This is a genomic window from Thermoproteus sp. CP80 (genome assembly GCF_002077075.2).
GTDB lineage: Archaea > Thermoproteota > Thermoprotei > Thermoproteales > Thermoproteaceae > Thermoproteus.
In genome coordinates, this window is record NZ_LCWM02000036.1 from 1 (window position 1) to 13,786 (window position 13,786).

Genomic DNA, 13,786 nt, shown 5'->3' on the forward strand with positions numbered 1-13,786 from the left:
GGTTTTTATGGTTGTGGGGTTTGGCCGTATATGTGGCTGTTCATCACGGGCCAGGACTGGCTCATAATACTGATCGCCGTGGTCATCCTCCTCATATGGGGCCCCTCAAAGCTCCCCGCCCTGGCCAAGGGCCTCGGGCAGGCCCTGCACGAGTTCAGAAGGGCCTCCCAAGGCCTGGCCGCAGGCGAGGACGAGGAATACAGGAAGCTGCTGGAGGTGGCCAAGAACCTAGGCATAAACACAGAGGGCAAAACCAAGGAGCAGATACTGGACGAGGTAAACCGCAAGGTCGCCGAGATGAACAAGAAGATAGCGCTAGGCTGACTTCCCTATTCCGAACGTCGTCCGCTTAGTTCTATGGTCCCTTCGTCCCATATAGGCCGTCTGAGATCGGCGTCTGGATCGCGCGGGGGCTGTAGCGGAGCCGCCAGGAGGCCGACGGCCCAGGCGGCGTGAAGACGGGGCGGATCAAACGCCGTCCATAGGCCGCCGTCCAAGGCCTGCCGCTGGGGGCAAGGGCTTGGAGAAGTACAGAAGCCGGGTCTTGCGACCAGGTTAAGTTTTTAGGCGGAGGGCGCACAGATGCCGTGGAGCTTCCTGTGCTGGCGAAGCCGTGGCGCGACCTAGAGAAGTATAGAGAGCTGAGGCTCAGGGAGGCTCTGGCCGAGGCCCAGCTGGGGCTCGAGTTCCTGGAGGGGGGCCTTGTCCGCAACGCCGCCGGCAAGGCCCTCCAGGCCTGGAAGGCATATCTCGCATACCTCGCCGCAGGCCGCAGGGAGGAGCTTAGGGACGTCCTCCCGGGCTCGCGGAGGGCGCGCGCCGGCGGAGAGACTGCCGAGGTCGAGGAGGTGGACCTAGTGATTGCGCTGATGCCCACCAGCCGCATGTTGCAGATAGCCGCGGCGCTTGCAAGGCTGGGCGTCCAGGACGTGGTGGAGCCGACTGCCTTGGCGCTGCAGCTACACAGATATCAATACAACGGGCCGGACCCCGAGGGCTTCTTTTCCGACATATCGGACGACGAATCGGCCGCCCTGTTGATATGCACGCTCATGAGAAGGCTCGTGGGAGATAGAGACATCTATAGGCGGGTGTGCGCCGGCGGTAGCGCCTAGTCTACGCCCGGACGCCCGCCGCACCGCTCGAGCTCTACGGGTAGCCTCGCGGCTCGGCGAAATGCGCCGACGAAGCCGGCGGCAATCAGAAAGGTACCTACTGTCTACTCCTGACCAGTTCTATCAATAGCTTCTGGATCTCCAGGAGGGTGGTCTGGAGGGCGTCTATCCTCTTCGCCAGGTCGTCCACCCTCGCCGACAGCGATTTGACGACCTCGTCGATCCTCCTATTCGTCTCGTCTATCCTTTTGTTCGTCTCGTCTATGCGGGCTGATAGGCTTTTCGCCGTCTCGTCCATCCTCTTGTTGGTGTCGTCGATCCTCGCCGAGAGGCTTTTAGCGAGTTCGTCTATCCTCTTGTTGGTCTCGTCTATGCGTTGGCTGGTCTTGTCTATCTTGTCCTCGAGCCTGGCGACCTCCGACCTCACGTCCCTCAGCTCGTTCACGATGGTGCCGAGGTAGAGGATGAAGATGTCCTCAGTGCCCAGCTCCTCCCCCTCCCTGACCTTAGCCAGGACGTGCTCAGCAGCAACCCTAAGCGCATCGTAGGTGATGGCAGAGACGTCGACCACTGGTTAAATATCTCATCGCTTTAAAAACGTTGTAGCGAGCGGTGCACCGACTCCATGCCGGTAGTAACCCGAGGACCGCGGGCGCGCTCTCGCTTGGCGGCTTGCCAAGTTCTGATGGGCGGACTGCAAGGTACGGAGCCCGCGCGGGATATCTCGGCAAAATGGTGGGCCCAGCCGTTGGATGTCCGGCGGATTCACCCCGGCGAGGACCCGCGACCTCAGAGGCGCGCCGGAGGCTCTGCATCGCGCGTATGCCTTGGCGCTGCGCCGCGGCCCCCTCTCGGCGTCCGCCGTCGGCCAGCGGCGCGATCGGCCCTCACCGAGCCGCCCGCGGCCCAAGCGGCGCGTCGGGCCCGTCTCCGCACGGGGGGGGGGGAATGTATATAAAGTGGGACTGCCATGTGGGACATGATGAGGAAGGTGGACGGCAGGGGCAGGCTGTTCCTCGGCAGGGACTACGCGGGGAAGGCCGTCTACGTCGTGGAGGTCGGGGGCGGCCTGGTCGTGACGCAGGACAGGGACCTGGCCGAGAGGGCGAGGGCCCTCGGCGTCAAGGCGCTCCTGGACGTCTACTACAAGCTGCTCGACCTAGTCGGCGAGCCTGCTGCGGAGGATATCGAGAAGGCGGTGGAGGAGGCCATATGGAGAGATGCGTCGTCGACACCTCGGTCCTGATCTCCAAGCGGCTCGACGCGGCGCTCCAATGCGCAGAGCGGTACGTGACTTCGGCAGTTCTGCTGGAGTACATGACGTGGGCCAGGAGGTCGGCCGAGGAGGCGGCGGAGCCGAGGAGGCGCGGCTACATCAGGCTCCTACAGCTGCTGCCCAGCCTACTCCGCCAGCTCGACATAAGGGTTGTGGATGGAGTCGCGGCGGAGGACGTGGACGACGCCGTCAGGTGGATCCTCGAAAGAGGCGTGAATCCCGGCGACGCCCTCATATCGGCCGCGGCCCGGAGACTGGGCGCCGTGGTGATCACCAGGGACAGGGACTGGGAGAGGCTGCCGGAGGTCAAGAGCGTAATTCTGCCCTAGCCGCCGGCGCGGCGCCTCCGCCACGGCGGCATGTTGCGGACAGCGCCCACGGCGCGCACCCCTCCAGCCGGAGGTCTCGCGGACGGCCCCCAAGCCGCGTCCAACCGCCGCGTGGGATGCCCCCGTTGGACCCCTCAGGGCTGCTCGCGTCGATCCGAAGGACCTGCCCCTCGGGGCTGAGCGCCAGATCGATCTTGTGGTCGAGCTCCTGATGCAAGCCGGTCTGCCGGTTCCTTACCTCGCCACGATTAGGTAGCGGCGCCTCCTGCCTTCTACGTCCATCCCTGCTCCATCGGGCTAGGTCGCGGTCCGCGACCTTTATCCGCTCGACCTCGGCGAACACATCGTGCCAATCCGGGCGACAGGCCTGAGGTCAGATGGACCGCTCGGTCGGCAATAAGCCGCCTCGTCAGCTCCTCGAGCACTAGGTGGAACAGACCTCTGTCGCCAGATGCCTCCGAACGTGCGGAGGAGCCCCCTCACCGCCTCGTAATTCCCAACGCCTCAGACCCCCTTGTGCGGCCACCTCAAGCCGCCCGTCGACGGGGGCGAGACGGCGGAGAGGACGGTGCCACACCCCAGCGGGAGCGGCGCGCCGGGACTTCGTTTGCCTGCGCGCCGGGGCAACGCTGGCATCGTCCCAAGGGCCTCTCCCAGCCTAGGGGGCCCCGCCATGGAAAAGATGGACGCAGACACCGCCGTCGGCAGATCCGGACGCGCCTCCGCTCCTAAAAGACTGCTGAAAACACGGCGTCAACCCATCGCCGGCCCTCCTCGGAGAGGCCGTAGACGCTGTACTGGCCGCTCCTGGAGACCTCCACGAGACCTGCGGCCTTGAGCCTCGCTAGGTGGTGCGACACCAAGGTCCTGTCGAGCCCCAGTATGTAGGAGAGGAAACAGACGGGCATGGGGCTCTGCCGCAGTAGATACAGGATCTTGAGCCTGTTGGGCTCGGCCAAGACCGCGAGCACCTCCGCCATCTTCTCCACCGCCACAGGCGGCGGGGAGATCTCCTCCACGGGGGGTCTCGGCGGGTCCCTACACACGCCGACCTCGGCCAGCCTCCTAGCCACCTCGCCCAGCCTCAGCACGCCCATGTCAGAGGAGCGTCACCAGTTTATACAGAGTCATGACCACTATCACGAGGCCGAATATCCGCCTCAAGGTCCTCCCCTTGACGTGCTTAACGGTCGTCCTCGCGCCCGCATACGCCGCGGCTGAGCCCGCGGCCACAACGGCAAGCAGAAACAGCGGGTCGACCCTCATCGTGGGTATGTGCGGGATGAACGCAGAGAAGGAAGGCGGACACACGGCCAGGGCGTTGATGCCGGCCGCGAGCCGGGGCTCGTACCCCAGCAGCACGAGAGTCGGCATGAGGAGGAAGCCGGGCCCCACGCCCAGCAGACCCGCAAGCATTGAAATCGGCACGGCCAACGCGGCGGCCAGCTTAAGGTTGGGCTCCCCGCGGGGAGCCTCCGAGGCGCCTTTAAACATCCTGTAGGCCAGATAAAGAACCGCGGCGAAGTACGCAAACCATATGTACATCTGCGGGGTGTACTGCGCAAGGAGGGACCCTAAAGGGGCCGAGAGGGTCGTGGCGGTGGCCAAAACAGCCGCATCCCTCCACCTAATAAGCCCGCCTCTGGCGAACCCCGCCATGGCGAAGAGCGATGTAAAGCCGTTGAGCAACAGGGCAACCGGTTGCACTTGATGCACCAGATCCGACATAAACAGCGATAGGTAGGGAATAGTGGCGAAGGCGGCGCCGAGGCCCAACATGCCGGAGATAAAAGAAAGCACGGCGACGCCCGCCAGCACTATGCTGAGAGTAAGGTCGTCCATAGGTGAACAATTGTTCACCTATTTAACTTTTGCCGTCGGCGATCTCCTGCGCCCCGCCCAGGCAGACTCGATCCACAAACGCGCCACACTAGATCCGCCGCCGTCTGTCGCAATATGGCTCCAGGCGCGTAGGGTCCAGCAGAGGTGGCTAACTGTAGAAGATGATCTGCGAGATGTTGCAGATTGCGATCTTCTATCCAAGAGGAGGGCTGAACACGCCGGCGACAGAAGCCGTGAGGGGACCTGCGGTGGGGCCTAAGAGCCTCTGAAGGGCGCCGAAGGTCGAGGACAGCCTCCCATATGCTGAAGGCGCGGTCGAAGGGCCACGGCCTGCCCCTCCGGAGGCGATCTCTTGGAGTCCAGCCTTAGACCAAGGCCGCGCCCTTTCGGTGGGGTCAGACCACTACGGGCACGTTGGCCCTTCTCAGCAGCTCCCTGAAGTCCTCGAGCTTCATGCCCGCCAGGCGCGCCGCCCTGCGGATATCCCCGGTTTCTATGTAGTACTTGAGGACCTCCCTAAGCCGAGGAGGCAGGCTCTCGATGAACGCCCAGTCGGCGGACCTCCTCCTGACCTCCCTGGCCTCTTCCTCAAGCTCCTCCCACTTCCTGAGCTTCTCCGCATAGCTCACGCCGAATAACGGCCACCGCGTTTAATAAGTCTTTCCTCGGGAACAGATGCTTCGTGTCCTCCTCGTACTCCCGGAACCTAAGCGCCGGATCCCCGCAGTCGGGCCTCAAGTGGCCCCTCAGCTGAAGCTGCAACAATATCTCGAGCGACCTGTGTATCGTCACGCCGGCGTAGTCCTCCGCAAGCTCCACGAACTTCAGCGCGCCTCTGTTCTCGGTCAGCACGACGTATCCCCTCCTGCGCCCCACCGCAATGCAGACCGCCTCCGGCAGGTCGACGCCAGGCATGTTGGGCATCCTCCGGGACCTCTCCACTGGACCTGGCCTCCTCGACCTCGCTCTCGGTCTCCGTGAAAAGCGCCAAGTCGCCCGAGGCGAGCCTCGAGGCGATCCAGGCGATCGTGGACTCGCTTTTAACCTCGCGAAGCACCGACTCGGGCACGTAGACCACGTAGAGCTTAAACAGGAGGTCGCGCCCCCTGTACCTAGCCCAGTCTATCAAGAAGCAGGTGTCGGCGATCGCGAAGCTACGCGACATTTGGTATGTTGGCCCTTATCCTAAGCTCGTTGAACTCCTCCACCGTCAGCCCCGCGATCCTCGACGCCACGTACATGTCGCCCGCCTCGATGTAGTACTTCAGGGCCTCCCTAAGCCGAGGAGGCAGGCTTTCGATGAACGCCCAGTCGGCGGACCTCCTCCTGACCTCCCTGGGGTCCTCCTCCACGGCATAACCGGATCCGCGCTATATAAGCTTCATCCCGCGGGCGCCGCGACGCGGCTCCGCCGCCCCCGACCTCAGGCAGGTCGCCGGATCCTTCCCCCTTCAGTCGCCCGGAGCCGAGGGCGATGGGCCCGCCCCGGCGGTCCGTGAGCCCCGCGTTCGAGGATGCAGATGCGCAGCCGACGCCGATGGGGCCGCAGGGCCTCCGCCGGATTCCCCAGAGGGACGGGCCAACGTCGGGGATCTAGACCAGGGACCTCACGCGGGCCCAGGTGTCCTGCGGGCAGTTCGTTATTATGGTTGGGTTCCTCCGAAACCTCGCGTCGCCTAGAATCCTTTTACGGAGGAGGTTTCTATCGCCGCCCGTCGTGTGGATAAGATAGTATCTTCTGGTTGTTCTCAACGGCGCATCTCCTCCGGTCAGCATGGGGACCAGCTGGCCTAGTCTGGCGCTTGTCTCCACGAGCTTCTCCAGGTCTTCCTCGTGGGGCGCGCCGGTATGCTCTATTAAGAACACCGCGCCGTTGCCGCAGAGGATGAGCTCGTCCACGTGTTTAAAAGGGATTGAGATCAGCCCGGCCTTCTCGCATCGCTCTATGTCTATCGAGACGCATCGAACATCGCCGATGGGATGAGGCTCCGGCTCGCAGGGGACGGACATATCCGGCTCAGCCCGCCGCCTTTTGGACGGCGTCGAGAAGCCTCGACTCCTCCTCGAACAGCTCTCTGGTGACTTCCAAGAACTCCTCCTCGTGTAGACCGCCCTCGTCGACATGCAACCGCTCAACGACGGAGCCGTCCTCGACCCACTTGACCAAGTATACAGCCACGTCGTCGGGGCTAAGCGCGGCGTCCCCCTCCTTCTCCGCCTTGCTGCGCATAAGGAGATTGTTGAGCTTGTACAGCAGAAAGTCGCTGTGCGTGGAGATCACCACCCGCTTGCCGCCGTTTACCGCCTTGGCTATGAGCTCCGCCAGCTTCACCACAGCCCTAGGGTGGAGATGGGCCTCGGGCTCCTCGACCAGGACGTAAAGCGGCGCGCCGGGCAGCGAAAGCAAAAGCGCCAGCAGAAGCGACTCGCGGACGCCTGAAGGCGCAAGCCCCAGGGGGATCCTAACGCCGTTTAGGAACTCCACGTAGAACCTCCCCGCCTCATCCACATCAACATTCCTAACATAGAACTCCTTGGTGAAATCGGAGATACGCCCTACGACGTCCGAGATCCTGCGTCTGATGAGCGGGCTCATCCTCTTCATCAACTCATAGAAATCGGAATAGACGGACCTCAACTGCTGGCCTGGGTAGATCTGCAGCACGCTCATCAGACCAGCCCTGCTGTCGGGAAGATACGCCCAGAAGATCGACCCAGTTGGGATAAGCGGTATAAGCGGCGACCCTCCGCATCTATCCGCGAGGTACCATCCGAATATCTCGCCAGCTATTCGAGCCATATCGTCCAGCCCATCTACGTTCGTCACCCTCGTCCTCTCCCCCCACTTCAGGGAGATCACGCCCGGCCTCACCGCCGAGATCTCGACGCCCTCCAGCATGGCCGCAAACCTCTGATAAAACGGCGTCAAGTTGACGCGCACCCCTCCTCCGGCGGCTATGCCTATCGCGTAGGATCCGCAGGAGGTTCGGACCTCGATCATCGCCTCAGAGGCCCCAAGCCTCACGAGCTCCCTCGGCTCCCTCAGAAAGACCTCCCTAATCCTCTCCTCCATCAGGCCCCGCCACATCTCCCCCACAGGCTCCAAGGCCTCAAGGACGGCCCTCCTGAACAACTCGGCGTCTATCCGCCCCTCCTTCACCTCCTCGATGAACTTCGACATATGGACCGCCCTAATTTCTCCCGGGGCCGCGGAGAACCTGCCGCCCGCCGCGGGCGGCACCGGAGGCGTCGTGAGGAGGACCCACAGCATCTGGAGAATAAGAGATTTACCCGCGCTGTTCCTCCCCACAAAGAGGGTCAGAGGCATGAGCTCCACCTCGGCATATCTGAACGGCCCGAAATCCCTGAAGACAACCCTAGGCGCGTCCACGTATGGAGCTACGGCCAAATTTAAGTGTCTACCCCCTCTCCTAGATGCGGCGGAGAGGCGGACCTAGGCTGGGAGGGACCACGGGCGCCTCGGGGCGATATATGCCGGGCAGAGGCTCCGCGGACAACCGCATCGCCCGCCCGGCCTCTCCCCAGTGCCGCTGGACGCGCCCCAGAGCGCTGAGGAGGCCGCGCTGGCCTGTGCCCAGGCGGCTCGACGCCCCGCAGTCCGTGCCCGATCCGGGGCCGGCGGAGGCCGGATCCGGTCAGGGACACTTCACCCAAGCCCCGACGAGCCTTATCCTCGGATAGCGTTTCTGCACCTCCCTTATCACGGCGGTCACGTCTTCGGCTTTGGACGGGCTTACGCCGAGCTCGGCCGCCAGCATTCTGAATTGGGGATCGCGCAGGAGGTCGCTCCGCCTCGCGCCCGAGCTGCCGAGCCTTCTGCAGAGACCCTCGGCGAGCTGGGCCAGCCTGTCCGCAGGCACCGGCACCCCGAGGTCTATGAGCTCGGCCAGCTTCTCGGCGGCCAGCGCATAGATCTCCCGAACTGCTATGTTGCTGCTGCGGGCCGCGACCTCGAGCGCGTAGAGCAACTTGCCCACATCGACGCCGATTTTGATCGATCCGGGCGCCTCGCATAGGCCCACGACGATGTACTTGAAGCCGCAGCCCCGCCTCCTGTCCTCCTCCACCTCTCTGCTCAGAGCCCGCTGGTCCGTGCAGACCTTCACGTCGTAATGCACGTCTCCGATGCTCAGATCGGACTCGCAGGCGCCCACCTTAGCCCTCGCTGCGCCGTACCTCCTCCTCAAGGCCTCCTCCAGAGCCCTGGACAGATCGTCTCCGCCCTTGCCGAACTCCCTCGCGTTCAGGTACGCATAGCCGAACTGGTTCGCCGACCTGAAGCCGTATCTGTCGGCCAGCGCAGCGTAGATCATTCCGGCGATCCGGTCTCCGAGCGCCTGCGCGCCCCACTCCTCCACGTCCTTAAGCGCGGCGGGCGACGGCTTGAGGTCCTGCTCCGTGATCTCCTCCCTTATGAACCTGCTGCCCCTCTCTCCATCAGCGCACCCTCGATGGACTGATCCCTGTCCTGGAACGCCAGGAGGACGCCGGCTACGTCGACGTTCTGCGCCAGCTCCCTCAGCCTCTCCATCAGCCTCGAGAGGTCGGCCGCCATGAACGCCTCGTCGACCACGACGAACAGCCGGAGACCTGCGGCGTTCGCGAACAGATATATGCACTCCGGGCTCTCCAGACACGCACGCGCCGAGTCCTGCCTGATCCCGCGCCTCCTCTTGATCCACTCCAACAGCGAGGAGAGGACGGCCGAGCGGAACTCCGAGAAGAAAGCCGCGCCGTCATGTAGGTCGTGCCTCCCGCACATCACGACCGGCAGCACGTTGGCCGTCGACTCGTCCTCCAGGATCCTCTCGGCGAGCTTGACGGCGAGCAAGGTCTTGCCCGTGCCCTGCCTGGCAAACACGAGGAACATATAGGGCGCCCCCTCCTCCCTAAGCGCGTTCATTATCCTCTCCTCGGCGGTCGTCGGGAAGTATCTGCAGTGCCGGGGCAGGACGTCCTTACACCTCACGAACGTGCGGGCGAAGCAGTCAGCGGCGTCGCGCCTCATGGCCCTTCAGCAGGCGCAGCACCACGGAGGCGTGTTGACAACCCACCTGCCGTACGAGTTGGTGAGGCACGAGACGCAGGGGCCGAGCGCGATCCGCTCCTCCTCCCCCGCCGCCCTTCCCTCGAGCCACAGCCTCACGAACACGTCGTTGTGATGCGGCCTGTAGCCCTCCCTAGCGGCCTCGCGGAAGAGCCCGTCCAGCTCCTTGAGGTACCTGCCGCAGAGCTCGGCGGCGGCCAGCTGGACCGCCGGCGCCACCTCGGACGCCTTGACCCTGAGCGACACGGCGGGCACCCCTCCCGCGCTCCACCTCCTCCTGACCCTCCCACCGATCTCGACGGAGGTCGAGAAGACGATGGGGGTCGGGCCCACGTAGAGAACCACCCTCCCCACCCTCTTACGTCTATACACAACCACCGTGTAATTCATACAACAAAGTTACCGAACATAATTAAAATCGAATGGATAAAGACGGCCGCGTTAGTCCACGCCGAAGGGCATCCCCGCGGGTCCCGCGACGTAGGCCTACCCCCGGCAGATGGACGGCCGCCGCGCGCCTCCATGGACGCGGGATGGGGACGGCGCACCGCCCGGACGGAGCCTCGATCGCCGGCGAGCCGGACGCCGAGAGGCTAACCGCAGCGCCGCGGGACCCGCGGCCCGGGGCGGACATAGAAGGCGCTGGCTGGCGGCGCCCTTCACGTCGCATCTAGACGCCGCGCGGAGGCCCACATAGGCGGAAGGAGGCGCCGCGGGGCCCCAGGACGAGGGCAGGCGCGGCGTGCGGATGCCGGGCCGGCTCCGGCGGGTCACCCGGTCGCGCCGGCGCACCGCCTGGCGAGCTCCACCAGCCTCTGCGCGACGCCGAGCCCGTCCTTCAGCACTACGCCGAGGGCGATGTCGGCGGCTATGGGGTAGCACCTCTCCACGGCCCTCAGCGCCTCCCGCGGCGTCAGCGCGATGACCTCGACGCCCGGCGGGACGTCCGCGTCCAGCAGGCGGCGGTGGGGCGGCTCCCGGAACTCGGCGACAACCAGGAGGTCCACGTCGCTGTCCTCCGAGAAGTCGCCCCTGGCGTACGACCCGACGAGGAGCACCGTGCCGGGCAGGGCCCCCGCGGCCGCGGAGGCCAGCGCGAGGGCCCTCGCCCTCAGCCCCTCCCTGAATCTGCGCAGCCCCTCCACAGCCCCTCGACGAAGGAGACCACCTCCCCCGCCGCCCTCAGCGCCGACTCGGCGTCGCCCCTGGTGAAGTACTCATACGGCGCCCCCTCGCTCCAAGCGTCCACGTATCTAGTCGGGATGTAGAACTTGTCGAGGAGCTTCCCGAGCTCCACGAGGCCGCCCGGCACCTCCACGAGGGCCTTCGCCGCCTCCAGGAGCTTAGACACGGAGTGGCCTCTCGCCGGCCTCCCCGCGCCGTAGAGGAGGCCCTTCACGGCGAACTCGGCGGCCTGGTGGGCCTTGAAGCACGCCCAGTTGTAGTCGCCGCCCTCGACGTCCCGCGCGGCCGACTCCAGCGTGCGCCGAGCCATGGCCAGCCACCTTGAAAACTCGACGCAGTCCACGGAAATATTCTATAATACTAACTTTATTTATTGTTCCCCCTCCGCGGGCGGGCCGCGCGGCCCTCCGCCGGGGCAGTCCAGCGGGGTTATCCTCACGGCGCCCAGCCCCATCCCCCGCCCCGTGCCCACGTTGAAGGCTTCGGCCACAGCCAGGGCCCTCCAGAGGTCCGGGAGCCTCCGCTGGCTGAAGGCCCGGTAGAGGGCCCAGCCGACGAAGCCCCTCGCCACGCCGCCCCCCAGGAGCCTGACGGTCCTCACGCACGGCCCCCGGCAGCCGAAGTCGGTCAGCCCCACGTAGGTGTAGGCCCAGCGGAGGAACGGCGTCCCCAGCCTCAGGAAGCCGAACCTCCTCCCGTAGGCCACGGCCGAGAGGAGCAGGTTGAGGGGCCTCGGCGTGAAGTCGTACACCGGCCTATCCCTAGCGTAGTAGGGATGCGTCTCGAAGCGCGCGGGCGAGACGAACTCGGCCTTGAAGCACGGCCTCTCCTCAAGGCGCCGCGGGGCCTCCCAGAACTCCACCTCCTCCACGGGCACCTCCGCGGCGAAGAGCCTGAGCGCGCCCCGCCCCGACACGGCCTCCACGAAGCGCCTCGCCAGCTCCCTCACCGCGAAGCCCACCCGGAGCTCCACGGGCACGCCGGCCTCCACCACCGCGCCGTCCAGAAGGGGCCTGCCCCCCGCCACCAGCGGCCACACGGCGAAGGGCTTCGGCCTAGCCCCATGGAGCTCCCCCGCCCCGAGGAGCTCGAGCACCGCGGACTGGGCCACGGTCCCCGAAAACCCCGAAAACGCCACGGGGCCGCGGGCCCTGCCCCTAACCACCACCACGCTCATGTTAGCCCACGCCGCCTGCGTCCGCCTCCCCATCGACGCAGTAGGCGCCGCGCCCCGATCCATACGCAGGGCCCGTCGCCCCTCTCAGGATCCCCACGGCCGAGTCGGCGTCGGGAGCCGAGGCGAGCCCGTCCGCCTCCGACAGCCCCCCGCACCGCGAGGACCTCGGCAGAGAGAACCCCCTCGAACCTTCGGCTCAGCTCCTCCCCGCGCGGCTCCCCCTCGCGGATCTCCATGGACCGAGGAGGCCGAGAGCTAATAAATGTTCCTATATATTTGAAGAGCGGCCGGATAATTATTTTTATGGAAAAAGGCGATGCGCGCGCCGCCCGTCCTTTACGAAAAGATATATCTGCCCCCGGGGAGGGACATGCGGGCCCCGGCGGCCTCCCTCGGCCCCTCCCACCGCCGCGCGACGGCCTCGGCGAACAGGTGCAGGCCCGACAGGATGTCATCACGGTGGGCCGCGAGGACGAGCGGGTCGAGAACGCCGTGAGGGAGGTCGAGCCGTACGGCAGGATGGTCAACGCCTCCGTCGAGTCCAGGAGGCTGGACCCCGAGGACTTCTGGAGCTGCGTGGGCGACGCCGCGGAGCTCTTCGCCGGAGACCACGAGTACTATCTGGACGTAGGCGGAGGCGTGAGGGCCCCGGCGGCCTCCTGCCGACCGCGGCGGTGCTGGCCGTGGCCCATCTGGGCGCGAACCTGGTCGCCGTGTACACCGTGGCGGAGCACTCCGAGAGGATAGTCGAGGCCGACCTCCGGCCGCTCCTCTACGCCGAAAGGCTGATGGACAGCAGGGCGAAGACCAGGCGGAATCTGCTGAGAGTACTCGCCGCAGGCTCCGCCCAGATCGACGGCGCGGACAAGAGGATCCTGGAGGAGTTCGAGCAGCACGGGCTGGCGAAGAACGGCGAGCCCACCCCGGCCGCCCGCGCTCTCCTGAAGCTGCTCCGCCTCCGCGAAACGACGTGACGGGCGGACTGACGCGCCGCCCCAGTCCGTAAAGCGCGCGGCGAAGAACGGCGCGCCTTTTTCTGTGTTCTCGTTCGCTGGATCTCTGCGCTACGGCGAAGAATGGCGTCTCGGCTCTACCCAACGCCGTCATCCTTGAATGTAAAGCGGGGTCTGAAGGCGGCCGCCGAGGCTCAAGGAAAGACCCGAAAAACTTAAAAACCCAGAAAACCGCCCAACATGAGCGGTAGAATCTCAAGAAGGGTTGAAACGTGAACGTGGCGCCAGTGTTGGCGTCCGTGACCGTCACCTGGACGTAGAATCTCAAGAAGGGTTGAAACGTGAACGTGGCGCCAGTGTTGGCGTCCGTGACCGTCACCTGGACGTAGAATCTCAAGAAGGGTTGAAACACCGCAACCCCCCTGTCGTAGTAGTACCTCGCCAGCACCGAGTCCGTAGAATCTCAAGAAGGGTTGAAACATACATAATAATGCAATAGGGCGGAGGTAGAAAGCATAATGGAACCTCAGGAGTGATCGAAAACCGTTTGTGGTGAAGGGCGCGGCGCTTCGGCGGCTTTCGCCAGGGCGCGGCCTGCGCGAATTTGCCTTTGTATAGGGGGCACGGCGCGCCGCCCGCCTCTTTACATTTATATAATTCCTTTTTCTGTCTGTTTACAAATAATTATACATAGATTTAAATTCCTCCCCGCTGGTGTTGGCGTGTTCAGGGAGCTCAAGCTCGTCAGGGGGATGCGGGCCGACGTCGGGGAGGAGCTCAGGGGGTGGAGGTGGGGCGAGCCGCCCGTCGCCCCTCCGCCGCTTGGGGTGAGGCTGTCGGT

21 protein-coding genes are annotated in these 13,786 nt (G+C 65.1%); 7 read left to right on the forward strand and 14 right to left on the reverse strand.

The genetic code is table 11. The features are described 5' to 3' along the window. Both B7L68_RS07300 and B7L68_RS07305 read left to right on the forward strand, forming a co-directional pair. Nucleotides 1-324, forward strand: a 324-nt coding sequence (locus B7L68_RS07300) for a twin-arginine translocase TatA/TatE family subunit (protein ID WP_369907396.1), incomplete at its 5' end; no start/stop codon positions are given. Nucleotides 325-587: 263 nt separating this feature from the next. Continuing rightward, nucleotides 588-1,115 (forward strand): PaREP1 family protein, encoded by a 528-nt coding sequence (locus B7L68_RS07305; RefSeq protein ID WP_081247024.1) that lies wholly within the window; start codon nucleotides 588-590, stop codon nucleotides 1,113-1,115. A gap of 97 nt (nucleotides 1,116-1,212) precedes the next feature. On the opposite strand, the gene B7L68_RS07310 is transcribed toward B7L68_RS07305, so the two are convergent. Then, nucleotides 1,213-1,686, reverse strand: coding sequence for a hypothetical protein (locus B7L68_RS07310; protein ID WP_081247025.1), 474 nt, complete (start codon nucleotides 1,684-1,686; stop codon nucleotides 1,213-1,215). A 408-nt stretch (nucleotides 1,687-2,094) separates the two neighbouring features. Here B7L68_RS07310 and B7L68_RS08710 point away from each other — a divergent pair, with 408 nt between their 5' ends. Together B7L68_RS08710 and B7L68_RS08715 are read left to right on the forward strand one after the other, a co-directional pair. After that, nucleotides 2,095-2,361: a hypothetical protein gene (locus tag B7L68_RS08710; RefSeq protein WP_162008410.1), complete on the forward strand. Its 267-nt coding sequence runs from the start codon at nucleotides 2,095-2,097 to the stop codon at nucleotides 2,359-2,361. Further along, on the forward strand, nucleotides 2,328-2,720 hold the full coding sequence (locus B7L68_RS08715; protein WP_162008411.1) for a PIN domain-containing protein: 393 nt from the start codon (nucleotides 2,328-2,330) through the stop codon (nucleotides 2,718-2,720). The genes B7L68_RS08710 and B7L68_RS08715 overlap by 34 nt, the downstream gene beginning before the upstream one ends. 728 nt (nucleotides 2,721-3,448) lie before the next feature. On the opposite strand, the gene B7L68_RS07320 is transcribed toward B7L68_RS08715, so the two are convergent. The 13 genes from B7L68_RS07320 to cas6 all read right to left on the reverse strand — a co-directional run bounded on the left by B7L68_RS07320 (nucleotide 3,449) and on the right by cas6 (nucleotide 12,055). Then, the gene (locus B7L68_RS07320; protein WP_081247027.1) at nucleotides 3,449-3,817 is read right to left on the reverse strand and encodes a helix-turn-helix transcriptional regulator; all 369 of its coding nucleotides are present in this window, start codon (nucleotides 3,815-3,817) and stop codon (nucleotides 3,449-3,451) included. Between the two features lies 1 nt (nucleotide 3,818). After that, nucleotides 3,819-4,562, reverse strand: coding sequence for a sulfite exporter TauE/SafE family protein (locus B7L68_RS07325; RefSeq protein ID WP_081247028.1), 744 nt, complete (start codon nucleotides 4,560-4,562; stop codon nucleotides 3,819-3,821). Nucleotides 4,563-4,957: 395 nt separating this feature from the next. Continuing rightward, entirely contained in the window at nucleotides 4,958-5,191 is a 234-nt protein-coding gene (locus B7L68_RS07330; protein WP_081247029.1) for a hypothetical protein, read from the reverse strand. Then, a complete protein-coding gene (locus tag B7L68_RS08975; RefSeq protein ID WP_238136377.1) occupies nucleotides 5,151-5,504 on the reverse strand; it encodes a hypothetical protein in 354 nt (117 codons plus the stop codon). Before B7L68_RS08975 ends, B7L68_RS07330 begins: the two co-directional genes overlap by 41 nt. Before the next feature lie 212 nt (nucleotides 5,505-5,716). After that, nucleotides 5,717-5,914 carry a hypothetical protein gene (locus B7L68_RS07340; protein ID WP_081247030.1) on the reverse strand — a complete coding sequence of 66 codons (198 nt, stop codon included), beginning with the start codon at nucleotides 5,912-5,914 and terminating at the stop codon, nucleotides 5,717-5,719. Between the two features lie 241 nt (nucleotides 5,915-6,155). After that, nucleotides 6,156-6,461: a hypothetical protein gene (locus B7L68_RS07345; protein WP_081247031.1), complete on the reverse strand. Its 306-nt coding sequence runs from the start codon at nucleotides 6,459-6,461 to the stop codon at nucleotides 6,156-6,158. Between the two features lie 118 nt (nucleotides 6,462-6,579). Then, nucleotides 6,580-7,953 carry an AAA family ATPase gene (locus tag B7L68_RS07350; RefSeq protein WP_081247032.1) on the reverse strand — a complete coding sequence of 458 codons (1,374 nt, stop codon included), beginning with the start codon at nucleotides 7,951-7,953 and terminating at the stop codon, nucleotides 6,580-6,582. Nucleotides 7,954-8,218: 265 nt separating this feature from the next. Further along, on the reverse strand, nucleotides 8,219-8,941 hold the full coding sequence (locus tag B7L68_RS07355; protein ID WP_081247033.1) for a hypothetical protein: 723 nt from the start codon (nucleotides 8,939-8,941) through the stop codon (nucleotides 8,219-8,221). Between the two features lie 53 nt (nucleotides 8,942-8,994). Next, nucleotides 8,995-9,591, reverse strand: coding sequence for a hypothetical protein (locus B7L68_RS07360; RefSeq protein ID WP_081247034.1), 597 nt, complete (start codon nucleotides 9,589-9,591; stop codon nucleotides 8,995-8,997). A gap of 6 nt (nucleotides 9,592-9,597) precedes the next feature. Beyond that, nucleotides 9,598-10,020 (reverse strand): hypothetical protein, encoded by a 423-nt coding sequence (locus B7L68_RS07365; protein ID WP_081247035.1) that lies wholly within the window; start codon nucleotides 10,018-10,020, stop codon nucleotides 9,598-9,600. A 380-nt stretch (nucleotides 10,021-10,400) separates the two neighbouring features. Continuing rightward, complete coding sequence (locus B7L68_RS07370) at nucleotides 10,401-10,775, reverse strand: nucleotidyltransferase domain-containing protein (protein ID WP_081247036.1); 375 nt, start codon at nucleotides 10,773-10,775, stop codon at nucleotides 10,401-10,403. Beyond that, on the reverse strand, nucleotides 10,742-11,158 hold the full coding sequence (locus tag B7L68_RS07375; protein ID WP_081247037.1) for a HEPN domain-containing protein: 417 nt from the start codon (nucleotides 11,156-11,158) through the stop codon (nucleotides 10,742-10,744). Before B7L68_RS07375 ends, B7L68_RS07370 begins: the two co-directional genes overlap by 34 nt. Before the next feature lie 27 nt (nucleotides 11,159-11,185). After that, nucleotides 11,186-12,055: a CRISPR-associated endoribonuclease Cas6 gene (gene cas6, locus B7L68_RS07380; RefSeq protein ID WP_369907397.1), complete on the reverse strand. Its 870-nt coding sequence runs from the start codon at nucleotides 12,053-12,055 to the stop codon at nucleotides 11,186-11,188. A 369-nt stretch (nucleotides 12,056-12,424) separates the two neighbouring features. On the opposite strand from cas6, the gene B7L68_RS08720 reads away from it, so the two are divergent. From B7L68_RS08720 to cas4, 3 genes are all read left to right on the forward strand, one after another. Further along, the gene (locus B7L68_RS08720; protein WP_162008412.1) at nucleotides 12,425-12,739 is read left to right on the forward strand and encodes a hypothetical protein; all 315 of its coding nucleotides are present in this window, start codon (nucleotides 12,425-12,427) and stop codon (nucleotides 12,737-12,739) included. Next, a complete protein-coding gene (locus tag B7L68_RS07390; protein ID WP_143615318.1) occupies nucleotides 12,706-12,966 on the forward strand; it encodes a hypothetical protein in 261 nt (86 codons plus the stop codon). Before B7L68_RS08720 ends, B7L68_RS07390 begins: the two co-directional genes overlap by 34 nt. A gap of 701 nt (nucleotides 12,967-13,667) precedes the next feature. Beyond that, nucleotides 13,668-13,786, forward strand: a 119-nt coding sequence (gene cas4 / locus B7L68_RS07395; protein ID WP_143615319.1) for a CRISPR-associated protein Cas4, incomplete at its 3' end; no start/stop codon positions are given.

Bases quoted from the DNA above. Each gene is read 5' to 3' on its own strand.
- cas6 (WP_369907397.1), bottom strand. From the start codon at position 12,055: ATGGATCGGGGCGCGGCGCCTACTGCGTCGATGGGGAGGCGGACGCAG.
- B7L68_RS07360 (WP_081247034.1), bottom strand. From the start codon at position 9,591: ATGAGGCGCGACGCCGCTGACTGCTTCGCCCGCACGTTCGTGAGGTGT.
- B7L68_RS07320 (WP_081247027.1), bottom strand. From the start codon at position 3,817: ATGGGCGTGCTGAGGCTGGGCGAGGTGGCTAGGAGGCTGGCCGAGGTC.
- B7L68_RS07325 (WP_081247028.1), bottom strand. From the start codon at position 4,562: ATGGACGACCTTACTCTCAGCATAGTGCTGGCGGGCGTCGCCGTGCTT.
- B7L68_RS07365 (WP_081247035.1), bottom strand. From the start codon at position 10,020: ATGAATTACACGGTGGTTGTGTATAGACGTAAGAGGGTGGGGAGGGTG.
- B7L68_RS08710 (WP_162008410.1), top strand. From the start codon at position 2,095: ATGATGAGGAAGGTGGACGGCAGGGGCAGGCTGTTCCTCGGCAGGGAC.
- B7L68_RS08715 (WP_162008411.1), top strand. From the start codon at position 2,328: ATGGAGAGATGCGTCGTCGACACCTCGGTCCTGATCTCCAAGCGGCTC.